Source organism: Chitinasiproducens palmae (genome assembly GCF_900095735.1).
Classification (GTDB): Bacteria; Pseudomonadota; Gammaproteobacteria; order Burkholderiales; family Burkholderiaceae; genus Chitinasiproducens; species Chitinasiproducens palmae.
Genome location: NZ_FNLO01000002.1, coordinates 466,994 through 490,005 on the forward strand (window position 1 = coordinate 466,994; position 23,012 = coordinate 490,005).

Below are 23,012 nucleotides of genomic sequence, written 5' to 3' on the forward strand. Positions count from 1 at the left end.
GTGCGACTTAGACCGGTCGGGCGGACTTGCCACGCACCTCGACGCCAGCCCATTTTTCGATCGTTTTGACGATCGTCGTCGTGTTCTCGTTTGGACCGATTTCTACAACGGTTTGCATCCACAGCCGATCGACGGCGGTCGCCACCCACAACGGCACCTGAAAGTTTTCGGCCATCTCCATGTACAGCTTCAGGTCCTTGCGCATCAGCGCATTTGCGAAGCCGTTGTCGAAGGTGCGCGTGAGAACGAATTTCGGGAAACGCTCCTCGGTCGACGTGTTGCGCCCCGAGCCCTTGTTCAGCACATTCAAGATGATTTCGGGATCGAGCCCCGCCTTGACGCCCAGCACCATCGCTTCGGCCGTGATCGCCATATGCGTGGCTGATAGAGCGTTGTTAATGAGCTTCAGGCTTTGTCCCATGCCGGCCTTGTCGCCCACCACCTCGACCTGCCCCAGTGTGGCCAGCACCGGCGATACCCTCGCAATCGCACCGGCCGGTCCCGCGGCCATCAGCGTCAACTTGCCAAGCGCGGCACCGGCCACGCCGCCAGTCACCGGCGCATCCACCGCGGTGATGTCATGTTCGGCGAGTCGTTTTGCGATCTCTTCGGCCGTCTTTGGACCAGTCGTGGAGAGGTCGACGTAGATGCGGACCGCCCTGCCTTCGACGATCCCGTCCGGGCCGCTGGCGACTTGTCGAACGACGTCCGGCGTCGGCAAGCTCACCAGAACGATCTGCGCCGCGTCGGCGACCTCGCGCGGCGAGCTCGCCACCTTGAGTCCTTTCTGCTGCAGCGCATCGAGTGCGTCCGCACGGGTGTCGTAGCCGACCACGTCGTGGCCCGCATCCAGCAAGCGCGAGGCCATCGGTCCCCCGATGCTGCCCACGCCGATAAAACCAATCACTTCCTTCATTTTGGACTCCGTTATCGTGACGCTTGATGAGTGCCTGTGCGCCGGCTCAAACCGGTTCGCTGTGCATTGCGCCGCGAGGTTCGGCCTGCGGGGTGACGATCGATGCCGGAGGCCGGGCGGGCAAGTCTGCCCACATAAAGCTGCTGTCGAGCCGCTCGAACACAGCGCAACCCAGCTGCGTCAGTACCATATCGATCTCCACGCGCATGATTTCCAAGGCCCGAGACACGCCTGCTTGACCCGCGGCCGCGACCCCATAGAGCGACGGCCGGCCGAACACGACGGACGACGCACCCAGGCATCGCGCCTTGACCACGTCCGAACCGCGGCGCACCCCGCTGTCGAGAATGATTTGCAATCGGTCGCCGACTGCGTCGCGAATGGCTGGCAGCGCCTCGAGCGGCGACGGCGCGGCATCAAGTTGACGGCCACCGTGATTCGAGACGATCAAGCCGTCCGCGCCCAGCTTGACGGCCTCGAGCGCATCGTCTGGATGCAGGAGCCCTTTGATCACCAGCGGCCCTGGCCATGCGTCCCTAATACGGGTCAGGTTCCCCCAGCACACCGTCTGCGCAGGCGTGAGCCTACCGAACAAGTCAGCGACTTCCGCGGCGCTCGCGCCTTCACGAGCGTAAGGCTGCCAGTTGCGCATCATCGGCACCCCGCCGGTGCGGAGGTAGCGCATGACCCACGCGGGATGGCCCAGCGCGTCAAGCACGACACTCGGCGTCATGCGGAATGGCCGCGAGAAACCGTTGCGCCGATTCCGTTCCCGGTTCGCATTGACCGGCACGTCGATGGTGACGACCAGGGCATGAACGTTGGCTTGCACAGCCCTGCGCACGAAATCGTCATTGATGCGTGCATCGCTCGTGCAGTACATCTGAAACCAGACATTGTTTGGAGCAAGCGCGACGGCTTCCTCCAGCGACGCGTTGCTCGACGTCGAGAGCAAGAACGGTACGTTGGCGTCGCGCGCCGCCGCCGCCTGCATCAGATCGGCATCCGGTCGCCACAGCCCAGCCAGTCCGGTCGGCGAGATACCGACTGGGCTGCTGTAGGTACGGCCGAACAGGGTGACGCTCTGATCGCGCTTGCTGACGTCTCGCAGGTAACGCGGCATCAACTTGTACCGAAGAAACGCTGCACGGTTGGTCTGCAGGCACACCTCGTCGTCAACCCCACCGTCAATGAAATCAAACGCAATACGCGGAAGTTTTCGCTTTGCAAGCCTTCGCAGATCGTCGAGATTGATGACCTTCTGTCGCATGGTCTTCCTCAAGATGCCTTGAATGTCGTTGCGTCTCTGTCCGCGGCGCGAACGCCTGGGCGCCAGCCGCGGCTCTGTACGACGCTTCGCGCGGCTTCCTGCCGCGTCGAGTTCCTCTGGCCGGCTCGGTCGGAACTGGCTAGTCCGAAGGGCGCAGCGCAAGCCCGGCTGGCAGCGGTGCGCAACGCGCGATACCTTGCCCAAAGCTGCGGCTCGCCAAGCGCCGCAATGCAAGCCCTCGGAAATGCGGACGGTATGGTCGGAAATCCCAGGAGTCCGCGCCCCGCTGTCGCCGACATTACGAGACGAGTGGCGATCCTCGGCGCAATCGCGACAAGGATGCGCGCAGCGAGACGTCCGCTCTCGGCCCGCCACACATCGGTGCCGCACAGGCGCGAGCTGCGACCCATTAGGGCGCCAAGCTCCATTCGTGTCTCCGTTGCTTTATCTTTTTCAATGTGGTCGCGGTTGACTGATGCCAACTCACAACCGACAGGTCAACGATAACGCCCGAGTGACCCCGTCAACCATGTCTGTCGGGCCCGTGTTTCACATATTGAAAATGACGAAATGTTGCGGTCGGCCCGCGCGCCGGCCACGCAATCCGGTCGCGAGGCGCGGACGGCACGACCGTTAGCTAGGTCGATAGCAATTCCCGCGCAGCCAGCAAGTCCGTGAGTCGGATTTCCAGCGCAGGAATTCCTACGCACTAAGAAGTCGACGTTCAAGGGCCGCCAAGTCACGAAGGCGTTCGGGCGGGCGGAGTCTGGACTGACGTTGGCCAAGATATTGCCCGCCTCGTCGCATTCGGCACGGTGGCGGGCGAGACGCCGTTCCAGAGAAGGACGGCGCTGATGAAGCGATGCAGCCTAGAGCTAATCATTCGCGGCGCAGGAGCAGCCGCTGCTGGGCTGAAACCGGCAGAGCTGAGTCGCAAGTCCCGTATGTCGGAAGCCACGTACCGGCCGGAAGGCAAAGTTCGGGGCATGACGGGCCGGCAAAGAGCGGCTGAAAGCGCTGGAACAGAGAACAACAGGCTTAGCGGCTGCCTGCGGAGTCGATACTCGACACCTCTGCCCTGAACCAACTCCAGTCGCAAACGTAGCAAGCTGAAAGCGAAACGCGAGGCGGGCGCGATGCTGATGTCCGAGCGCGCGATAGGATGTTGCCCGGACTTACGGGGCGGGCGGGAGCTCACGGTCGCTGTCTTGCTACGAGTCGCGTCGAAGCGGCGACGCCCATGCGCTAACTGGAAGGATAACGGCCATCGCGGCCGACGCGCCACTACGGCTATCGGTGCGTTGCGAGCTGCAGCGTGGGAGCTGGCTGGCGCAACACAAGCGCATTTGGCGAGCGCAGGCATGGCTGGGCTTAGCGTGCGCATAAGTAATTGAAAACACGCGCTGCCGCGGAGCGCACGCCGCTAGCCACGCCAACCGGGCCGACTCATGTACAGCGCCTTCGATAACCGAACCCGGTCGACGACCAAACGCGGGAACACCCGACCGTTGCAGTCGACACCTAGCTGCGCAGGGTTCGCGTAAGCCGGGTATCAAGAGACTGGTTGAAATGGCTCGCTTACTGCTTCGATCACGGTCGGCATCGGTCCGATTTTTCCGGTAAGGTGCCGGATACCTACGCTTGAGAGGCCAGTGTAATACTGTCGGTCGTCCGCTTGAACAAGCCAGCGGAGCACCTGTATATCGAGAGACTCAATGCTTCCAGGGCGACTGCCCGAACGAGCGTGGGTGTGCGTCCAGCGCATGAGCAATTATAAAATGCCGTGTAAGTACAGCCGACGACGCCTTCGATCCCTCACATCCGATCACCCGCCCCAGGTCGCAATTTTTCCGAAAATCTCGCCTGCGATGGTGTCCCTATTCTGGAAGGCGCTCGAATCGAGGTAGCCCCGGGCGAGCTCGACCAGCAAATATCAGGCTACGAAAGCAAAACGGTGCGCAACGTCTTTCGCCGCATCGGGCATTCATTCAATCGATGCATCAATTCTTACCCAGCGGTGCGACGCTTCCGCCGCACCGCCCGTGCCGATGCAAATCCCGCATCCAAGATATAGGAAGCGCGGTCCCCGCAGCGGCCGCTTCGCGCGCCTCCTCTGCGCGCGTGACGCAGGAAACCTGGCGAGTAGGCGTGAAACGAGCGCTTACGCCGTCCGCTGAGCGGTCTGCCCATGAGCGACGTCCGCGCCACCGCTCCGTTCCGCTATCGCCCAGTCCGGTGCATCCTGCAACGCGACCGGCCGCAGGAACCGCTCGATGGCGGCATATCCCACCGAGGTCGTCTGAGGCGCAGTCGACGCCGGCCAAGGGCCACCGTGATGTTGTGCGTGCGTGACCGCCACGCCTGTCGGCACGCCGGCGAACAGCACTCGCCCGGCGATCCGCTCCGCGCCGTCGACGATCCGGCGGTTGTCGTCGGTGGCCTCGCTTGCCCCCCATACCGTGACGGTCAACGACCCGCCGACCGCGTCGAGCACGGCGAGCACCTGATCCGCCGATTTGACCCGCACCACCACGGACGCCGGCCCGAACACTTCCTCGCGTAGCGCCGGTTCGGCGAGGAAGGTCGGTGTGTCCGTCTCGAACAATTGCGCGGCCGGGCCGCCCCTGTTGCCCGTGTCGTCCGTCTCGTCCATGCCGTCCATGCCGTCCATGCCGCCAGCCGGTTCGATCAAGGCTCTCGCGCCGCCGTGTGCAGCGAGTGTCCGGGCACCTGCCTCGTACGCCTGACGGATGCCTTCGGTCAGCATCCGGTGCGGACGCTGAGCGCGCACCGCGGCGGCGAGCTTCCCGACGAAATCGTCGCCCGCCGCACCGTCGAACACGCAGATGATGCCGGGCTGCGTGCAGAACTGGCCGCTGCCCGACGCGATAGATGCCGCAAGGGTCTGTGCCTTCTCGCTTGCGCCGTCGATAAGGGCGGCCGGCAGGACGATCAACGGGTTGGTCGACCCGAGTTCGCCGTAGAAAGGAATCGGCCGCGCCCGCTCATTCGCCGCGCGCCAGAGCGCGACGCCGCCCTGATACGACCCAGTGAAGGCGACGGCTGCGACGCGCGGATGCTGTACCAGATATGCGTTCGCCTCTCGCGAGGTACGGTCGATCATCGTCAACAGACCGGGCGGCAAGCCCTGCTCCACCACCACGTCGGCTGCGATCCTATAGACGCTCTGCGACAGTCTTGCGTGCCCGCTATGCGCCTTTACAATGACCGGGCATCCCGCCGCGAGCGCGGACGCGGTGTCACCGCCCAGTACGGAGAATGCGAACGGAAAGTTGCTCGCGGAAAACATCGCGACCGGCCCGAGCGGCGCCGTCACGCGTGTGAGACGTGGACGCCCAGCCGGCGGCGCGCCGGCAACCGCATGATCGTCAACCGTCCGGTACGGCACGCCGTGGTTCACTTCGTTCGCGAAACCGCGCAGCTGGAACGCGGTGCGCGCGAGTTCGCCGTTCAGACGCGCAGTGCCGAGTCCGGTTTCCTCGTCCGCAATCTCGACCAGGTGCGCGGCGTTTGCTTCGAGGGCGCTGGCGAGCCCTTCCAGCAAGCGGGCGCGCACGATGCGCGTCGATCTCGCCCAACGCGGCGCGGCTGCGTGCGCCAGCGTCGCCGCTTCATCGATCCGCTTGCGATCGTCCTGTCCATCACGATTCATAGGTTCTCCATTCACTCAAATAATCGAAGCTGCCGCACCTACGCGCCCGTCAGGCGGTCGTCCTGATCCAGACGGTGGATTCGCCCGATGCAGAACACGTAAACGAACGCGCCGATCAAACCGTGTGCGGCCACGAAATACATAGCGCCCGTAAAGCTGCCGACCATGCTCACGGCGTAGCCGACCACGATCGGCGTGACGATGCCCGAGAGGCTGCCGAACAAGTTGAACAGACCGCCCGCGAAGCCGACCAGATTCGGGGGCGAGGTGTCGGACACGATCGCCCAGTTGACGGCGGCCAGACCCTTGCCGAAGATCGCCAGTGACATTAACGCCACCACGGTGTAAGGCGAATCGACGAAATTGCAGAACACGAGACTCGACGCGAGCAGCATCCCCGCCACAAAGGGTGTCTTGCGCGCGACGCTGAGGCTGCGTCCGTTGCGCAGCAGCAGGTCGGACAGATAGCCGCCCGCCAGCCCGCCGATAAAGCCCGCGATCGCAGGCAGCGTGGCCAGAAAGCCCACCTCGACGATGTTCATGCCGCGTCCCCTCACCAGATAGATCGGGAACCATGTGATGAAAAAGTATTGCAACGAAGTCAGGCAGTACTGCCCGACGTACACGCCGACCATCAGACGGCTGCGCAAGAAGAAACCCAGCACCGAGAAGTCGATGCCCGGCTTCGCTGCGGTCTTTTTCGCGTCGACGTTGACATTGGCGCCGCCCGTTCGCAGGTAGTCGATCTCGGCGGCATTTGCGCGTGGATGCGCGAGTGGGTTGCGCATCACCTTGAACCAGACGACCGCAAGCACCAGCCCGAGTGCACCCATCACATAGAACACGCTCGGCCAGCCGGCCTTGTGCACCAGCAGGCCCATCAGCGGCACGAACACAACCACCGCGATGTACTGTGCCGAGTTGTAGATCGACGTGGCCAGCCCGCGTTCCTTCAGCGGGAACCATGACGCCACGATATAGTTGTTGGCGGGCGACACTGGCGACTCGACGAGACCCAGCAGAAAGCGCAGCACGAACAGCGCGGCAAGCGCCGCTGCCACCGAAAATGCGCCGAGGAAGCCTTGCGCGAAGGTACACAACGACCACAGCACGAGGCTTACGCCATACACCTTGATCGAGTCGAAGCGGTCCAACAACCATCCTGCGGGCAGTTGCGCGAGCACATAGGCCCATGCAAACGCCGAGAACACATAGCCCAGCCCGACCGAACCAATGCCCAGGTCAGCCGACATCGCCGTGCCGGTGATAGACAGGTTCGCACGATCGCCAAGATTGACGGCGCTGGCGAGTACCAGCATCGCCAGCACCCAGTAGCGCACCCTGCTCGGTTTCGCGAGGGCCGCACCGATGGCGATCTCTCCGCTTTTCATCAGCCTGTCTCCTTGCTTCTGCTTTATCGTTATCGCGTTGTTAGGCAGCGAAGGGATTCAGCCGCGCCGCTCGGCGAGCCGTCGCTCCACGCGCGCCGACAGACGGTCGAGTTCCTTCACATCTTCCGCCGACAGCTTCGGGCCAGGCGTACGCATCGTCGCCGAACGGATCGCGCCGCGCCGCCGCATCATTTCCTTGCGTGCACACACGCCCCAGAAACCCATTGCTTCATAGCGCAGCAGCGGCAGATAAATGTCGAACACGTCATCCGCTTCGTCGACCCTGCCCGCACGGTACAGGCGATACACCTCGGACAGCATTTCGGGATAGGAGAAGCCGGCCATCGGTCCATCGGCGCCACGTCCGAGTTCGAGCGGCAGATACATCGCGTTGTTGCCGGTCAGGATGGCCACGCGCCGACCGCTGCTTTGACGCAGACGCGAGATCTTGTTCAGACACGGTAGATCTTCTTCCTTGATCAGCCCGATTTCCGGATGCGTTTCGACGAGTTTGAGGATGGCCGGCACCGACATCGCGACTTTCGAGGCGAATGGGAAATCTTGCAACACCGTCGGAATGCCCTCGTTGCGGCGAAACACTTCCGCGAAGTAGCCGTGCAGTTCCTCGTCGGTCTGGATGCCCGAGGGCGGTGCGATCATCACGCCAGTCGCGCCGAGATCCATCACGCGCGCAGACAGATCGCTGAGTTGCGCGAGACTGGCATTGCTCACGCCCACCACCACCGGCCGCTGACCCGCACGTTTGATGAAGCGCTCGGCCACCTGTAAGGCCTCGCGCTGATCGAGCTTGCCGGCTTCGCCGCTCACGCCGAGCACGGTGAAGCCATCCGCGCCATGCTCGACGTAGAAATCGACGAGCGTGTCGATACTGTCGAGATCGACCGCACCGTTATCGGCGAACGGGGTTTGGGTGACAATGAAAACACCATCAGTGGTGTGCAGCATGAAAGAACTCCAATACGGAAAAAGTAGTCAGCGCGCGTGCGCGGCGTGCCCTTCAGCCTTCTTTTCGACAGGCATCGCCAGGCCGAGCTTGTCAGCCCATGCAGCCGTGCGTTGAACGGCGTCGGCGGACAGCGTGATGCCCTCGACGAGCTGTTGTTGGCGCAATCGCAACGCGCGCTCGCCGGGTAGACGCACGGGTGGCGCGCCTGGCCGCACGCGGCTCGCGTGGCACGCGTCGGCAAGCCAGGTGGTTTCATCGAGAAACGCGTCAAGCCCCCCGAGCATCGCTGGATTGATGACCTGCAGGAACACGCCCTGCCCGAACTTGTCAGGTCGCGTCCGACGGCCCGAGCCCGGCAACGCAAGCGTCAGCGCTTCCACCGCAAGCCCGAGGCCGAAGCCCTTGTAACCAAAGTCGATGCCGCCAAGCGGCAGCACGGTGCCTGGCGGGTTGGCCGACAACACTGTCGGATCGTCGGTCGGCGCGCCATCGGCATCGAGCAGCCACTGCGCGGGGAGCGATTCGCCGCGCTGCGCAAATGCCGTGAAGAAAGTATTGCTGCCGAGCGAGGTGCACTGATCGACCAGGATCGGTGCGCCGCGCGTCGGAATGCCGAACGCGAGCGGGTTCGTGGTCAGCACCGGATCGATGCCGCCGAACGGCGCCACCGACGCCACGCCTGCATTGGTGGCCGATAGCATGACCAGCAGATTATCGGCGACCAGTGGCAGCAGATAGCTTTGCAGACAACCGATATGCGAGCACTCGGCGATGGTGGCGCAGACCATCGCCTGCGCACGGGCCCGTTCGCGTACCGTGTCGATGGCGCGCTGCATGACCCATGCGCCGGGCAGTCGGTTCGCGTGCCAGGCAAAGGCGGCCGGCGAGTCGTTGAGTACGCGCACCTCGCCCTCCACGGCAATCTGTCCCGCTTCGAGCCGTTCCAGATAGGTGGCGAGCAGCCAGAAGCCGTGGCTGCGATGGCCGAGCAGATCGGCGTCGAGCAGGCGCAAAGCAACCTGTTCGGCCTGTTCCGCGCGCATGCCGCGCCTTTCTAGCGCTTGCTTGCCGAAGGCGAGCAGGTCTTGGTGCGCGAAGCGCGCTTCCTCGGTGATGTCCGCGTTGTGGTTCGATGCAATCATGCGTTCAAAGTCTGGGTGAAAGCGGAAGGATTGAGCGCGTCCGGCGGCATCCGCGCGTCGAGCGCGGCCGCGAGATTGTCCAGTCCACGGAAGCCGAGGTCGTTGCGCGTCTGCACTGTCGCCGATCCAGTGTGCGGCGTCATGAAGACCTGCGGCAGCGCGCGAAGACGCGCGTCGACATGCGGCTCGTTGCGAAACACGTCGAGTCCGGCGGCCGCGATCCGTCCGTCCGTAAGCGCGTCGATCAGCGCGTCTTCGTCGATCAACGCACCGCGCGCCGTGTTCACGACGATCGCACCGCGCGGCAGCAGCGCGAGCGCGTCGCGGCCGATCAACGGCGCGGCGCCTGCCACGGCGGGCAGATGCAGCGAAAGGATCTGCGCTTGCGGCAACATCTCATGCAGGCTCGAAAAGTATTGGGCGCCCTGCTCGTCGGCCGCACGCACGCGGCGGCGACTGTGATACAGCACGCGCATGCCGAAGCCGCGCGCACGCTGCGCGACGGCCTGACCGATGCGCCCCATTCCGACGATGCCGAGCGCGCTGCCGCTCACACGCTGGCCGAGCAGTTCGGCAAGGCCGAGGCTCCGGCCCCAGCCGTCCTCGATCACCCGGAGATGTTCGCGCGCCCGCCGACAAGCGGCGAGGATGTGCAGCATCGTCGCGTCCGCAGTGCATTCAGTCACGACCGGCGCATTCGTCACGATGATCCCCGCTGCGCTCGCCGCATCGAGATCGACATGGTCGAAGCCGACGCTCGTCGTGGCGGCCACCCGTAGCGTGCGCGGCAAGCGTGCGAGCAACGCCGCATCCAGACGCAGCGCGCCTGAAAAGAGCAGGCCTTGCGCACGCCACTCGACGGCTGCCGCGACCAACTCGTCGTTCGTCAGCGCATGGTCCGGCACGTACGCGTCGAAGCGTTGGCGCGCGCGCGCCATGACGGCGGGCTGCATCGGCCGCGAGAGCATGATCCGGTGCATTACCCTGCGCCTCCGGTCGTCGCCTTGCGCTGTGCCAGCGGCAGTTCGAGCCGGCGCAGCTTGCCGACGACGAGGAGGTAAGCGAGCGCGCCGATCATGGCATGCGCGCCGACGAAATACATCGCGCCGGTGAACGAATGCGTGAGGGCGAGCAGGTAACCGATCGCGATCGGCGTGACGATCCCGGCAATGTTGCCCGCCACACCGAACAGACCGGTGGCCAGGCCGACGATCTCCGGCGGCGACGTGTCGACAACCACCGCGAGGCCGATCTGTGCGAGGCCCTTGCCGAACAGCGCAAGCGACATCAGTGCGACGATCACCGCGGTCGAATCCGTGAAATTGCACAGCACGAGCAGGCTGGCGAGCAACATGCCGCTGATGAACGGGATCTTTCGCGCCATCGTGACGGTGCCGCCTCGCTTCAGCACGCGATCGGAGATCACTCCACCCAGCACGCTGCCGACGAAGCCACAGATCGCCGGCAGTGCCGCGACAAAACCGACCTGCAACAGGTCCATGCCGCGCCCCTTCACCAGATAGATCGGGAACCACGTGATGAAGAAGTATTGCAGCGCGGTGATGCAGTACTGACCGAGGTAGATGCCGGCCATCATCCGGCTCTTCATGAGGACAAGGAGCGAGCCGGCCGGCGCGGCCGTGGCGTGCGCGTTGGCGGATTTGTTGCGCTTATTGGCCTCGATGTCGATCATCGCGCCGTTCTCGCGCAGATAGGCGAGTTCCTCGGGGCTAACGCGCGAGTGCCGGTCCGGCGCGCGCATCACCACGAGCCAGAACACCGCGAGCAGCATGCCGAATCCACCCATGAACCAGAATACCCAGTGCCAGCTCAGCGCATGGCTCAATGCGCCCATCAACGGTACGAACAGCACCACCGCCACGTATTGCGCGGAGCTGAAGATCGACGTCGCCAAGCCCCGCTCCTTCAGCGGAAACCATGCGGCGACGATGTAGTTGTTGGCCGGATAGATCGGCGCCTCGACAAGGCCGACAAGAAAGCGCAGCGCAAACAGTGCGGCAACCGCCGACGCCGTGGACAGCAGATCGACGTAGCCCTGCAGAAAGGTGAAGAAGGACCATAGAAACAGCGCCGCGCCGTAGACCTTGATCGAACTGAAGCGGTCGAGCAGCCAGCCACCGGGCAACTGCCCGATCACATAAGCCCACGCGAACGCGGAAAACACGTAACCCATCTGCACGCTGCCGAGGCCCAATTCCTTCGCGAGCGGGGCGCCGGCGATCGACAGATTGGCGCGGTCGCCGAGGTTCACGGCAGTGACGAGAAGGATCAGCGCGAGTACGTAATAACGCACATAGCGGTGCCGCGCACGTACCGCGGTGAGAACTGCCTGCGCACTCATCGAAAGTCTCCAGTTTCGAATGATGACGGGGTGCCATCACGAGGCGGGCCGCCGCCTGCGCGGCACGCTGCCGTGGCTGGTTTCCAGCTCTTCTGGCAACGCCTGACCTCAACCCACCTCGTTGGCCTGATCGCGAAGTTCAGCGCGTGTCTGGCGTTCGCTACGATCGGCTCAACGCTTGTTGAGATCGAACACGTGATGCTGCTTCGTGTGCCGCTTGATGTACTCCCAGTCGTAGGTGACACCAAGGCCTGGCCCCGTCGGCACCGGCACCGTGCCGGCCGAATCGATGCAGTCGATCTGGTCGGAGTAGTCGCACGCGTAGACCTGCGGGATGTTGTTCGCGCAGTCCGGGCCGACCAGCGCAATTTCGTAGTAGTTGGAATTGCGGATCGCGCCCATCACATGACGATGCGCCGGGCCGACCGCGTGAATCTCGACGTCGAGTCCGAAGGCTTCGGCCAGATGCGCCGTCTTCATCGCTCCGGTGATGCCCATGTCATATTCCGGGTCGACGCGCACGAGATCGGTGCCGCCTGCCATGATGAAATCGGCTTTCGGTTCGAGACTGCGCACATGCTCGCCGATCAGCAGTGGCGTCTTCAGCATCTCGCCCAGCTTCTTGTGCGAGAACGCGGACAGGCCCGCATCGCGATACGGGTCCTCGAACCAGAAATAGTTGGCCTCGTCGCACGCCCGGCCGACGTACAGCGCATCCGCGAAGGTTTTCAGGTCGCACGCGCCGTCGTACATGAGGTCCATCTCGTTGCCGACGGCCCGGCGCGTGGCCAGAATCGCAGCGGCTTCTTCCTTTGGATTGCCGTCGAACCAACCATGGATCTTGAAGCCGCGATAACCCATCTCGCGGCAACGCACGGCGAAGTCGCCATACGCTTGCGGACTGTCGAGACCGCCGTTGCGGTCGCCGTGGAAAGTGCTCGCGTACGCTTTCAGACGGGTGCGGTAGCCGCCCAGCAGTTGGCCGATCGACGCGTTCAATTGTTTGCCCGTCAGGTCCCACAGCGCGATGTCGACCGGGCCGTGCCCCATATGATCGAAGTGATGCAGCTTGCGCTTGAATTCGTCGTAAATGGCCTCGCGCTGCGACGGATCCCGGCCGAGCAAGTCCGGCGCGAGCATGATCGACTGCGCGAGTGCCGGGCGAGTACCACCCCACATCGCCACGTATTCGCCGCGCGCACCGTCATCGGTCTCGATCACGACGGCGTATTTCTGCAGCTTCATGCGGCCGCCCTTCTTGTACGCCACATGGTTGTGGGTATGCTCGCCGGCAGCCGCCAGGTTCTGCACCTCATATTCGAAGTCGAAAATCTCGACTCGGGAAATCTTGCTCATCAATCGTCTCCGCAGTCAATAAGGCGCGAGATAGCGCTACCTTTAGATAAGATAGCGCTATCTCATGCGAGCGACAAGCGGGTTTACACTGATTCCACACGCAAGACAGGTCGACGAACGGCCGGTTGAAGGCGCTGCAGAGCGCGGTACACGGGGGCGTAGGTGTACGGCGTAGGTGTACGGCGTCGGCGCCGACAAGCTCCGGCAGGAGGAACGGCTAGGCCGAGGCTCGCTTCACCACCGAAAAGCCGACATCGACAATGCGTTCGGTCGGCGCGGTAGCGCCGGATCGTTCCAGAATCAACCGTGCGGCTTCGCGCCCGATGGTCTTGCCGTCGGCGCGTATCGTCGTCAAGGGCGGGTCGGTATCACAAGCGAAGTTGAGATCGCCGAACCCCATCACCGCGACGTCGGCGGGAATGCGCAGACCGCGCGCCTTGGCTTCGGTCAGCACGCCGAGCGCGACCATGTCCGAGGTGCAGAACACCGCGTCGATCGACGCATGGCGCGTGAGCAGATCGACGAACGCACGGCGGCCTGCGCCAAGCGTACTGGGCGCCGGAATCAATACGGATGGCACCTCGGTTCCGGGGTTACGCGCGCGAATCGCTGCGAGAAAACCTTGTGCGCGCATCGCGGCACGGTCGTCGCTCGCACTGATGATTGCCAGCGAGCGGCGCCCTGCATCAAAGAAGAAGTCCGCGGCGGCGCGTCCCACGTCTTCTTGCGAAAAGCCGACCAGCATATCGACCGGTTCGACCGTCATGTCCCACGTCTCAATCACCGGTATCGCCGACGCCAGCAGCCGCTTGCGGCCTGCCTCGGAGCGGACGGCGCCGACGGTCACGATGGCGTCGGGGCGGCGCGCGATCAACGCTTCAAGCAGCGCGGGCTCGCTTTGATGCGCGTAGTCGCTTTCGCCGAGGATCACCTGGTAGCCCCTGCTCGCCAGCGCGCCGCGCAGCGCCTGCACGAACTCAAGGTAGATGGTCGAGGCGATACTCGGCACAACCACCGCAACCAGCAGGCTGCGCGCGGAGGCTAGCGCGCCCGCCAGCAGGTTAGGCACATAGCCGGTCTCGATGACGGCGCGGCGCACCCGCTCGACCATGTCGGGATTGACGGTCGCGGGTGAATTCAGCGCACGCGAGGCCGTCATCGGCGCCACACCTGCAGTGCGCGCCACATCGGCCAAAGTAATGCGCCCGCTGCTGCGGCGCACGCGCGGTTTGGTTCCCTCGGGCGAAATCGCCACTGCTTTTCTCCCAGTTCGGAGCCGATCGGACGATGCATGCTTGAGCGCATCCATGCCGAAGTTTATCTCGGCTGGGGTCTGGGTCGCACGATCCGACGAATTTGTACCGGGTCCATAGGAAAAGGCATGCCGAACTCGGCTCGGGCATCCGACCGCCGCACTGACGGACCGCCGGCACCGAGCGAGAGTTCGGTCGTGACGCGGCGCGGTGTTGCAGGCCGGGAGGCCGACCATGCGGCCAGGTGTCACCCAGGGGCAAGCCGCCGCCCTTTGCGCCCCGCTGACGGTGGGACGCTCGCTCGGCGTGCAGTCGCGCATCGACCGCATGCAGTCGGCCCCGGAGAACTTCGCCAGCCAACGTGCCGGCGCTTTCCTCGAACGTCTCGACGGCCGTCAGCCAGCGCTCGATGCGCCTGTGCGCAACGGAGCGGGCGACCCTCTGAGGGGCTCAGGTGCGCCTACGGCCTGCTCGAAGCCGCCTGGTACGGCCGCGGCAAGGTGCACAGGGATCGGAGATCCACAGGAGCGAGAGCACTGGCAACGCGCACGGTTCCTGTCGTCCAGCATTGAGAGGCAAGACGCGGCGCCGCTGCGACCACTGCGACGCCGTACCGTGCGCGACGCGATCACCGCTGGGGTGACACGCCAGCGCCGCGGCCGTGCATCGCCGATGACTGGGCCACCTTCGCCGCCCTTTCAGCTTGTGCTCCGGCCTCGGGCGCGATGTCTTCAAGTGTCCGCGCTCGCGTGTTCACGCCGAGCACCATCAACGCGAGGATCTGAAGCACGATCAAGCCGATCAGAAAGTTCGTCACGCCGAAGATTCCACCCATCCCGAAAATCACGACGATGCCGGCCTGTGCTCCGGCCGACGCGAGACGCCCAACCGCGGCGGACAGCGACGAGCCTCGCATGCGCAATTCCGTCGGGAACAGCTCAGGGATATAGACGGCGAAAGCGAGCGAGGTGATGCAGGCGGAACACATCATGATCACCGCGCCAGTCACCATCAGTTGGGCGGGCGAGTGAACCGTCGGATACAGCGCCGTTGCGACCGCTTCGAGCGCCAGCACGCCGACGATGCTCACGCGGCGTCCCACGCGGTCTGTGAGCGCCATGCCGATCAAACATCCGACCGGCGTGCCGATGCCCATCACCGCCGTGTAGCCGAGGGTCGATGTGACGGCGATGCCCTGCTTGACGAGAAATGTCGGGAACCAGGCGATCAGACCGTAGAGCACCGACATATTGACCGTGGACATGATCATCGTGAGCACCGTGCGGGAGAGCAGCGGACGCTTGAACAGCGCGCGATAGCCAGGCGTCGCCGCGGCGGGCGCCGCGTCCGCCGGCGCCGTCGTGGCGGGCGCCGATGCGACATGCCACGCAGGCAGGTCGGGAAAGCCGGCTTCGATGGATCGCAATAGTGCGTCTGCTTCCTCGTGACGTCCCTGTGATTCCAGCCAGCGCGGCGACTCGGGCATCGACTTGCGCATGAACCAGATGCCGACAGCGCCGAGGCCAACCAAGGCGAACATCGAGCGCCAGCCCAGCGCCGGAATGGCCCAATACCCGACGATCCCCGTCACCGTTACCGACAGATTGGTGAGCAATGCGAGAATCGCGCCGAAGCGCCCGCGCGCAAGGCTCGGAACGAACTCGCCCAGCGTTGCATAGCCGATGATGAGCTCCGCGCCCAGGCCCACGCCCATCACGAATCGCAGCACGATCAGGACGGTCATGCTCGGCGCGAACACGGCGGCGATCGACGCCGCTCCAAACACCGCGAGGTTGAACTGATAAGCCATCCTGCGTCCATACCTGTCGCCGATATAACCGCCGATCAGCGAACCCAGCCACATGCCGATCAAGGTGCTCGAAATGAACGCAGCGTTACTTTCCAGTGTCGACCATCCGCTCTTCGCAAGCGTGGCCAGCACGCCGCTCTGCAGATAGATATCGAATGCGTCGAGGAAAAGACCGGCGCCGATCATGCCCACCAGGCGCCAGTGAAATCGGCCGACCGGTAGCCGGTCGAGGCGTGCGCCTGAATGGGCGCGCAACGTGTGAGGTTGGCTCAAGTGTCGTCTCCTGTTTTGGCCATCGGAGCCGTGTGGGCGTTCTCATGGGAGCGCTCTCTACACCGTGCATCGTTGCAACCAGCCGATGAAGCACCTGCGAGGTCGTCAACCGGGCACGTCCTGCCAGCTTGGCAGGAAAGGCTTGATCCATATTAAGGCGATAAGCAGGGAAACATTGATTGAATCCTTTTAAAGTTTCACATCAATGTTTTTGACTTAGTTGCGCAGCACGTCGAACGGACTTCGCGGTGACGTACGCCTCAGACGATCTCCGACGTGGCGTCGCGGTCCGCCACGCGCGTGGCTGCGAGCAGGATTTCCTGAAGCGCAAGCAATTGCCGGCTTTCCATGTCGGTCTTGCGCATGACAAGCGAAAATTGCAGGACCGGTGCATCGCGCAGCGCGATCGTGGTAAGCGGATAAAGCGTGGCGATGGCCGGTTCCATCAACGGCACCAGGGAGATGCCGAGCCCTGCGCTCACCAGTGGTGCAATCGCACGCACGCTGTCGAACTCCAGGTCTCCCGCCGGCTTGCTCCCGACACGCTGGTAAATGTATTTGGTAGCCATCGCGCCGGAGACCGTATTGCGGTCGTAGCGGATCCATTCGTAGCGCTTGAGCAGCGCGGTCAGCGACCGCTCGCGCTCTTGGGGAGGAACCATCAGCGTGAGGCCGCGCTTGAGCAGCGGCTGCCAATGCAGGCGAGACACGCCGCGAGCGGGCTGCGCCACTACGGCCGCGTCGAGGTCTCCCGCCTTGACGGCATTGGTCAGTTCGGCGCTCTTGCCGCGTCGAGTCTGCACGTGCAAGAGCGGGTAACGCGATCTGAGACGCTTGAGTAGCTCCGGCAGCACGACCGGCAGCATTGACTCAAGCATGCCCAGCTGCACATGCCCTTCGACCTGAAAGCTGGGCTGCCGGCGGAAAGCATCGAGCCGCGTCAGCATGCCGCCGAGCAATTCCGACAGCTCGTAAGCAGCCGGCAGCGGCCTGACCTCCAGGCCCGACCGATCGAAAAGCTGCTGGCCAACATACGCTTCCAGCTGCTTCATTTGCATGCTCACAGCGCTGGGCGTCAGATGCAGCGCCTTCGCCGCGCCCGCCAGCGAGCCCCCGTCGAGTACTGCCTGCAACGTGTTGAAGACTTCGATCTTCATTAGATTTTTTGTCGAGTTTCGTCAGAAAATATCCATTTTAGCTTACGAGGCCCTGCCCTTATTCTGTGTCGTGAGGAAATCGATCCCCGTGAGAAAAGCGCTACCGGCGCTGCCGACAAGGAGATGAAGATGATTGAAGCGCCGACAAAGCCGTCCGCGTCCGAGTCCGGAAATACGTATCGGACCAAGCCCGAGATCTGGTATAGCACCGACCTCGAACGCGATCAGTCTTGGACGCTTCGCATGAGTGCCGAAGCCGCGGCGGGTTTCGACAAGGCCATGCGTCACGCGAAATCGTTGGGCAAGCCGTTGCTCGACATGACGTCGGACGACTTTCCACTCGAGACCGCGTCTGCCGAAATCCTGCATCGCGCATTTCGTGCCACCCAGCAGCGGTGGGGCATGTGCCTGCTAAAAGGCTTTCCGGTCCATAAATGGTCGGTCGAGGAAGCGAAGCTCGCTTACTGGGGGCTAGGCCTGCACGTCGGCGTGGCGCGTACGCAGAATCGCGCCAGCGAAATCATGAACGATGTCCGCGACTCCGGCTCGACCTACAAGTCCAAGAACGGACGCGGCTACAACACCAACGCGGCGCTCGACTTTCACGCCGATTCCTGCGACGTGGTTGCGCTGCTCTGCCTGCATCCGGCGCGAGCGGGTGGCCAGAGCAAGATCACCAGTTCGTTTGCGCTGGTCGAAGAAATCCGCAAGCGCCGTCCGGAATTGATCGACGTGCTGAAGGGACCGGTATTTCACAGCTACCAGGGTACTCAGGCGCCCGGCCGCCCGGGCTACTACAACTGTCCGGTGATCGGCTCGCTGCCCGGCCATTTCGCGCTGCGCGCCAATCGCAAGAATACCAATGCGGCGCAAGCGGATTTTCCGGAAGTGCCGCGCCTCACGCCCGAACTGACCGAGGCGCTCGACCTGCTCGATGAGCTCGCCGCCGACCCGCGTCTGTGTTATTCGATGTGGCTCGAACAAGGCGACCTGCAACTGCTGAACAATTATGTGATGTTGCATTCGCGTACCGAGTTCGAGGATTTCGAGGACGAGACGAAGCGACGTCACCTGCTGCGCCTCTGGCTGTCTGTGCCGGATGCCGCGCCGCTGCCGCCCGAATGGGAGTATTACTTTGGCGACGTGCGTCCCGGTTCGGTGCGCGGCGGCGTGCGCGGCAGTTACATCACCGATGCGTTCCTGCGCTTCGAGAAACGTCAGGCGGAACGCATGAACATGTTGCTGAAGCCGGGCCTCGACGGCACGGCGGCTGAGCCGACCACGGCTGTCGGAGACGCGCATGTCGCCGCATGACGATGCATCGCGGGCCGGCAGACCCCGCGCGGACCTGAAGCACCGTCTCGCCGCGGGCGAGACGGTGCTCGCCCCCGGCGTTTACGATGCGCTTAGCGCACTCATCGCGGAACAGGCGGGGTTCAACGCGCTGTATCTGTCCGGCGGTGCAGTCGCATACACATCGCTCGGGCGCTCCGACGTCGGCCTGACGACGGCCAAGGAAGCCATTGACACCTTATGGCGTATCACCGACCGCGTGCGCACGCCGGTCATCGTCGATGCCGACACAGGCTTCGGCAACGCCCTGAACACACAGCGAACCGTGCGCGACTTCGAGCGCGCCGGCGCGGCCATGGTGCAGCTCGAAGATCAGGGCTTTCCGAAGCGCTGCGGTCACCTGGCCGACAAGACACTGGTGTCGTGTGCCGAAATGTGCGGAAAGCTGCGTGCGGCCCTTGACGCTCGCCACGTGTCCGACACGCTGATCCTCGCCCGGACCGATGCCATCGCCGTTGAAGGATTCGATGCGGCGATGGATCGCGCCGAGGCGTATCTTGCCTGCGGGGTGGACGCGCTGTTCATCGAAGCCGTCAACACGACCGAGCAGATGGATCGCGTGTGCAAGCGCTTTGGCGAACGCATTCCGCTGCTGGCGAACATGGTGGAAGGCGGCCAGACGCCCGTGCGAAGCATGCGGGAGTTGCGCCGGCGTGGCTATCGGATCGTCATTTTTCCCGGCGGCACGGCGCGCTTCGTCGCGCATGGCCTGCAACGGTATTACGCGAGTCTGCATGAGCACGGCACCACGGAACCGATGTGGCCAGACATGCTCACATTCAACGGGCTCAATGAACTGATCGGCACGCCGGAATTGCTCGCCTTGAGCAAACGCTATATTTGAGACACCGCTGTTGCAGGCTTTGCGAGAGAGCCTGCCTAACGCGAGGGCCGGTGCAGTGCCGCCGTCTTTCGCGTTCACGATCGCGTTCACGATCGCCTCGGCTCGGCTCGGCAGTCATCGGCGCCACGGGCTCGGTCCGTTGACAGTCCGGTGTCCATTCCAGGACAGAGCGGCAGGGAAAACTGATTGGGCGGCGAATCGATCAGCGTCACTCCGGAGGCAGCAAAGGCTGACGCGAAAGCGGGTTCGAAGCCGGCGGCGCCGTGGCCCAGCGTCGCGTATCGAGCGTCGCGCACCACGGCTGGAGGGCGAAGTTCGGCGCCATGGTGGGGTTCGCTGCGCCGCGTCTGAACCGCCTTCGAGCGGTCACACCAGGCGCTGCAGCTGCGGCGTACGCTCCCTCAAGAACGCGACGAAGGCACGCAGCGCCGCGGATTGCTGACGCCGGCCGGGGAAGTAGAGATAAAGCGCTTCGATGGCGGTGGACCACTCGGGTAGCACATGCGACAACTTTCCGGCGTCGATCAAATCGCGCACCATCGCGGCGGGTGCGCTTAGCATGCCGAGGCCTCTGACCGTGAGATCGATCTGGGACGCGAGATCATGCACAATCGTAACCACTGCCGGGACGATCCGCACGGTCTCTCCGGCGGACTGAAGCGTCCACGGCATGATCAGGCCGCTGCCTTGGCTGCGGCAGACCACTGCACGATGATCGAGCAGGTCAGGCGGCTGCCGCGGCACCGTGCGGCCGTCAAGATAGCTCGGCGATGCCACGAGAATGGCTTCCGAAGCGGGCGCGACCGGGACGGCCACCATGTCCTTGTCGAGACATGCGCCATGGCGCAGCCCCGCGTCGTAGCCCGCTTTCACGATATCGATCAGGCGCGCCTCGACAGCGATCTCGAGCTGCACATCGGGATGGGCTTGCTGAAACGCGCCCAGCAATGGCGCGATCAGCAGGTCGAAGGGCGCGCGCGGCATCGTCAGGCGTAGCGGGCCGGAAGGCCGTCCGCTCCGGCGCGACGTCTCTTCAGCGGCCTGTCGCAACTGCGACAGGGCGGGCGCCGCTGCGAGCAGGTAGGTACTTCCTGCATCGGTCAGGCTCAGGCTACGGGTCGAACGGAGAAACAGCGGCGCGCCGAGCCGCTCTTCCAGGCCGCGGATTGCCTGACTGACTGCCGACGCCGAGATGCCGAGCCGCCTTCCTGCCTCGGAAAAGCTGCCGGCCTCCGCAGCGGCGACGAAGACCGCCACGCCTTCGAGAAAGTCTTTGTGCCGCAATTGACTGACCTTGAAGATGTGCTTTAAGCCACATGGGGAATTATGGGGCTAATCGGATGCCTTCGCTCGATGTACGCTGCCGGAATGACTTCGACCACCCATCTTGTCGACCCCCACCCGCATTCGCTTGGGGGTCCCGCCGCGCTGCGCTCGCATACCCTGCACACGCCTCGCCACACCACGCATTACGTCGAGAGCGGGCCGGCCGACGGGCCGCTGATGTTCTTTCTGCACGGCTGGCCGGAGCTCGGCTTGATCTGGCGCGCGCAGCTCGAGGCGTTCGCGGCCGAGGGCTGGCACTGCGTCGCGCCCGACATGCGCGGCTATGGTCACTCGTCCGCGCCGGCAGCCAGCCAGGCCTACACCAACGAGCAAGTCGTGATGGACATGGTTTCGCTCCACGACCACCTCGGCGGCAGGCCCGCGGTGTGGGTCGGCCACGATTGGGGCAGCGTGATAGCGGGTTCGCTGGCAGCGCATGAGCGGCCGCGCTGCCGAGGCGTGGTGTTGATCTCGGTCCCGTATTTCCCGGATGCAAACGCCCTGCCGACCCTGGTGCCACTCGTCGACCGCACGATCTATCCGGCCGAGCGCTACCCGGACGGCCAGTGGGACTACTACCGCTACTACAACACGCATTTCGAAGCGGCCTTGGCGGACCTCGATGCGGACAAGGCAGCGTCGCTGGCGTCCATCTTCCGTGCAGGTGACCCGGCCAGCGTCGGCACGCCTGCGTCGAACGCCACGGTGACGCGTAACGGAGGACGTTTCGGCGCGGCGCATCGCGCCCCGCCGACGCGGCCCGACACCGCGCTTTGGCCGGCGGCTGACTTTGCCCAGCTGGTTCGGACGTTCGAGAAACACGGTTTCCGCGCGCCATGCGCGTGGTACCTGAACGACGAGGCCAACATCGCGTATGCACGTCGCGCGCCCGACAGCGGCCACCTGTCGCTGCCCGTGTTGTTCCTCAACGGAGACTATGATCTGATGAACAGCATCGAAGGCAACCGCCTCGGCGAGCCGATGAGGCTGGCCTGCGCGGATCTCTCCGTGACGAATCTGCCGGGCGCCCACTGGTTGCCGCTGGAGCGCAAGGCGGAGGTCGTACAAGCCATCCGCGCGTGGCTGCAAGACAAGCGTCTCACACCGCCCAGGCCATGAAGCGCTCGAACCGAAGCGCCCTCATCATCGAACGGTCGTTTCGACCCGGCGCGCGGCTTGCGCACAGCGCGCCGGCCATGGTGGTCTTCGCCGTTGCCTGGCAATGGTTCGACAACGGCACGAACTTCGTTGCATTGAGGGTCGGTGGCGACGCGCTTCACCCGTTCCATCCGCGCCCCTCGTTCACGCGACCATGCGTTTTGCGTTTTGCGTTTTGCGTTTTGCGTTTTGCGTTTTGCGTTTTGCGTTTTGCGTTTTGCGTTGGCAGCAGCATGCGTCCGGCCATTCACGCCGTGACGCCTACTTTCGCGTGTAGCGCGGCCATCGCAGTTGCTTACCGCAGCAGGACGCCGCGCGACGATGTTGCTTGGCGCTCAGTCGACGAGCATGTTTGGCACGCATCCGCTTCGCGCCGGCGGGCATTGGTATTGGGATCGGCTCGGCCGCTCTATATCGCATTCTTCTCCTGGACGGTGATGCGTGAGCCGTTGCGTGCCAGGCAAAGCTGCGGTGTCGCCGCCGGGCTCGCCGCGCTGGCGCTGACGGCGTGGGTGACCTCCGCAAGTGGCAGCTTCAGTACGCCGGCGCAGGACTGACGCCCTTCGCCCCTGCGAGCTGGGCCGTTGGATCGCGGTGGGCGCGACGCTGATGCCTGGCTGACGATCCGGTGATTGGCTTGGCCACGCACCTGACAGCGAGCGCCGAGGTGCGCTGGCTCATCGACGCGAGCAGCGGCGTCGCCGGCCAGACCGACGTGACCTGCCTCGAACCGGCAGCCTGGCGGGCTCTGGCTTAACTGG

At 64.2% G+C, this 23,012-nt stretch carries 17 protein-coding genes; 4 read left to right on the top strand and 13 right to left on the bottom strand.

The genetic code is table 11. From position 1 onward, the window contains the following. Nucleotides 1-7: 7 nt before the first annotated feature. The 12 genes from BLU54_RS05130 to BLU54_RS05185 all read right to left on the bottom strand — a co-directional run bounded on the left by BLU54_RS05130 (nucleotide 8) and on the right by BLU54_RS05185 (nucleotide 17,570). A complete protein-coding gene (locus BLU54_RS05130) occupies nucleotides 8-1,081 on the bottom strand; it encodes an NAD(P)-dependent oxidoreductase (RefSeq protein WP_328586102.1) in 1,074 nt (357 codons plus the stop codon). Then, a complete protein-coding gene (locus tag BLU54_RS05135; RefSeq protein ID WP_091905596.1) occupies nucleotides 963-2,186 on the bottom strand; it encodes an alpha-hydroxy acid oxidase in 1,224 nt (407 codons plus the stop codon). Before BLU54_RS05135 ends, BLU54_RS05130 begins: the two co-directional genes overlap by 119 nt. Before the next feature lie 2,161 nt (nucleotides 2,187-4,347). Continuing rightward, nucleotides 4,348-5,859, bottom strand: a complete 1,512-nt coding sequence (locus tag BLU54_RS05140; RefSeq protein WP_091905600.1) for an aldehyde dehydrogenase (NADP(+)) — start codon at nucleotides 5,857-5,859, stop codon at nucleotides 4,348-4,350. A 38-nt stretch (nucleotides 5,860-5,897) separates the two neighbouring features. Then, on the bottom strand, nucleotides 5,898-7,250 hold the full coding sequence (locus BLU54_RS05145; RefSeq protein ID WP_091905604.1) for an MFS transporter: 1,353 nt from the start codon (nucleotides 7,248-7,250) through the stop codon (nucleotides 5,898-5,900). A 57-nt stretch (nucleotides 7,251-7,307) separates the two neighbouring features. Next, on the bottom strand, nucleotides 7,308-8,216 hold the full coding sequence (locus BLU54_RS05150; protein WP_091905607.1) for a dihydrodipicolinate synthase family protein: 909 nt from the start codon (nucleotides 8,214-8,216) through the stop codon (nucleotides 7,308-7,310). A 27-nt stretch (nucleotides 8,217-8,243) separates the two neighbouring features. Further along, complete coding sequence (locus tag BLU54_RS05155) at nucleotides 8,244-9,359, bottom strand: Ldh family oxidoreductase (protein WP_091905610.1); 1,116 nt, start codon at nucleotides 9,357-9,359, stop codon at nucleotides 8,244-8,246. Then, the gene (locus tag BLU54_RS05160; RefSeq protein WP_091905612.1) at nucleotides 9,356-10,339 is read right to left on the bottom strand and encodes a 2-hydroxyacid dehydrogenase; all 984 of its coding nucleotides are present in this window, start codon (nucleotides 10,337-10,339) and stop codon (nucleotides 9,356-9,358) included. Before BLU54_RS05160 ends, BLU54_RS05155 begins: the two co-directional genes overlap by 4 nt. After that, nucleotides 10,339-11,721 (bottom strand): MFS transporter, encoded by a 1,383-nt coding sequence (locus BLU54_RS05165; RefSeq protein WP_091905615.1) that lies wholly within the window; start codon nucleotides 11,719-11,721, stop codon nucleotides 10,339-10,341. The genes BLU54_RS05160 and BLU54_RS05165 overlap by 1 nt, the downstream gene beginning before the upstream one ends. A 171-nt stretch (nucleotides 11,722-11,892) precedes the next feature. Continuing rightward, the gene (locus BLU54_RS05170) at nucleotides 11,893-13,077 is read right to left on the bottom strand and encodes an enolase C-terminal domain-like protein (RefSeq protein WP_170845028.1); all 1,185 of its coding nucleotides are present in this window, start codon (nucleotides 13,075-13,077) and stop codon (nucleotides 11,893-11,895) included. 217 nt (nucleotides 13,078-13,294) lie between these two features. Beyond that, a complete protein-coding gene (locus tag BLU54_RS05175; RefSeq protein WP_235837795.1) occupies nucleotides 13,295-14,332 on the bottom strand; it encodes a LacI family DNA-binding transcriptional regulator in 1,038 nt (345 codons plus the stop codon). Between the two features lie 626 nt (nucleotides 14,333-14,958). Continuing rightward, complete coding sequence (locus tag BLU54_RS05180) at nucleotides 14,959-16,413, bottom strand: MFS transporter (protein WP_139169501.1); 1,455 nt, start codon at nucleotides 16,411-16,413, stop codon at nucleotides 14,959-14,961. Between the two features lie 260 nt (nucleotides 16,414-16,673). Continuing rightward, complete coding sequence (locus tag BLU54_RS05185; protein WP_091905627.1) at nucleotides 16,674-17,570, bottom strand: LysR family transcriptional regulator; 897 nt, start codon at nucleotides 17,568-17,570, stop codon at nucleotides 16,674-16,676. A 243-nt stretch (nucleotides 17,571-17,813) separates the two neighbouring features. On the opposite strand from BLU54_RS05185, the gene BLU54_RS05190 reads away from it, so the two are divergent. Together BLU54_RS05190 and BLU54_RS05195 are read left to right on the top strand one after the other, a co-directional pair. Beyond that, nucleotides 17,814-18,884, top strand: coding sequence for a TauD/TfdA family dioxygenase (locus tag BLU54_RS05190; RefSeq protein ID WP_235837796.1), 1,071 nt, complete (start codon nucleotides 17,814-17,816; stop codon nucleotides 18,882-18,884). Beyond that, nucleotides 18,871-19,767, top strand: a complete 897-nt coding sequence (locus BLU54_RS05195) for an isocitrate lyase/PEP mutase family protein (protein WP_091905633.1) — start codon at nucleotides 18,871-18,873, stop codon at nucleotides 19,765-19,767. The genes BLU54_RS05190 and BLU54_RS05195 overlap by 14 nt, the downstream gene beginning before the upstream one ends. A 366-nt stretch (nucleotides 19,768-20,133) precedes the next feature. Here BLU54_RS05195 and BLU54_RS05200 read toward each other — a convergent pair whose 3' ends face one another. Beyond that, nucleotides 20,134-21,024, bottom strand: a complete 891-nt coding sequence (locus BLU54_RS05200) for a LysR family transcriptional regulator (RefSeq protein ID WP_139169503.1) — start codon at nucleotides 21,022-21,024, stop codon at nucleotides 20,134-20,136. 111 nt (nucleotides 21,025-21,135) lie between these two features. Between BLU54_RS05200 and BLU54_RS05205 the strand changes: the two genes are divergently transcribed. Beyond that, a complete protein-coding gene (locus tag BLU54_RS05205) occupies nucleotides 21,136-22,212 on the top strand; it encodes an alpha/beta fold hydrolase (RefSeq protein ID WP_091905638.1) in 1,077 nt (358 codons plus the stop codon). Beyond that, the gene (locus BLU54_RS05210; RefSeq protein WP_091905641.1) at nucleotides 22,209-22,808 is read left to right on the top strand and encodes a hypothetical protein; all 600 of its coding nucleotides are present in this window, start codon (nucleotides 22,209-22,211) and stop codon (nucleotides 22,806-22,808) included. Before BLU54_RS05205 ends, BLU54_RS05210 begins: the two co-directional genes overlap by 4 nt. Nucleotides 22,809-23,012: the final 204 nt, after the last annotated feature.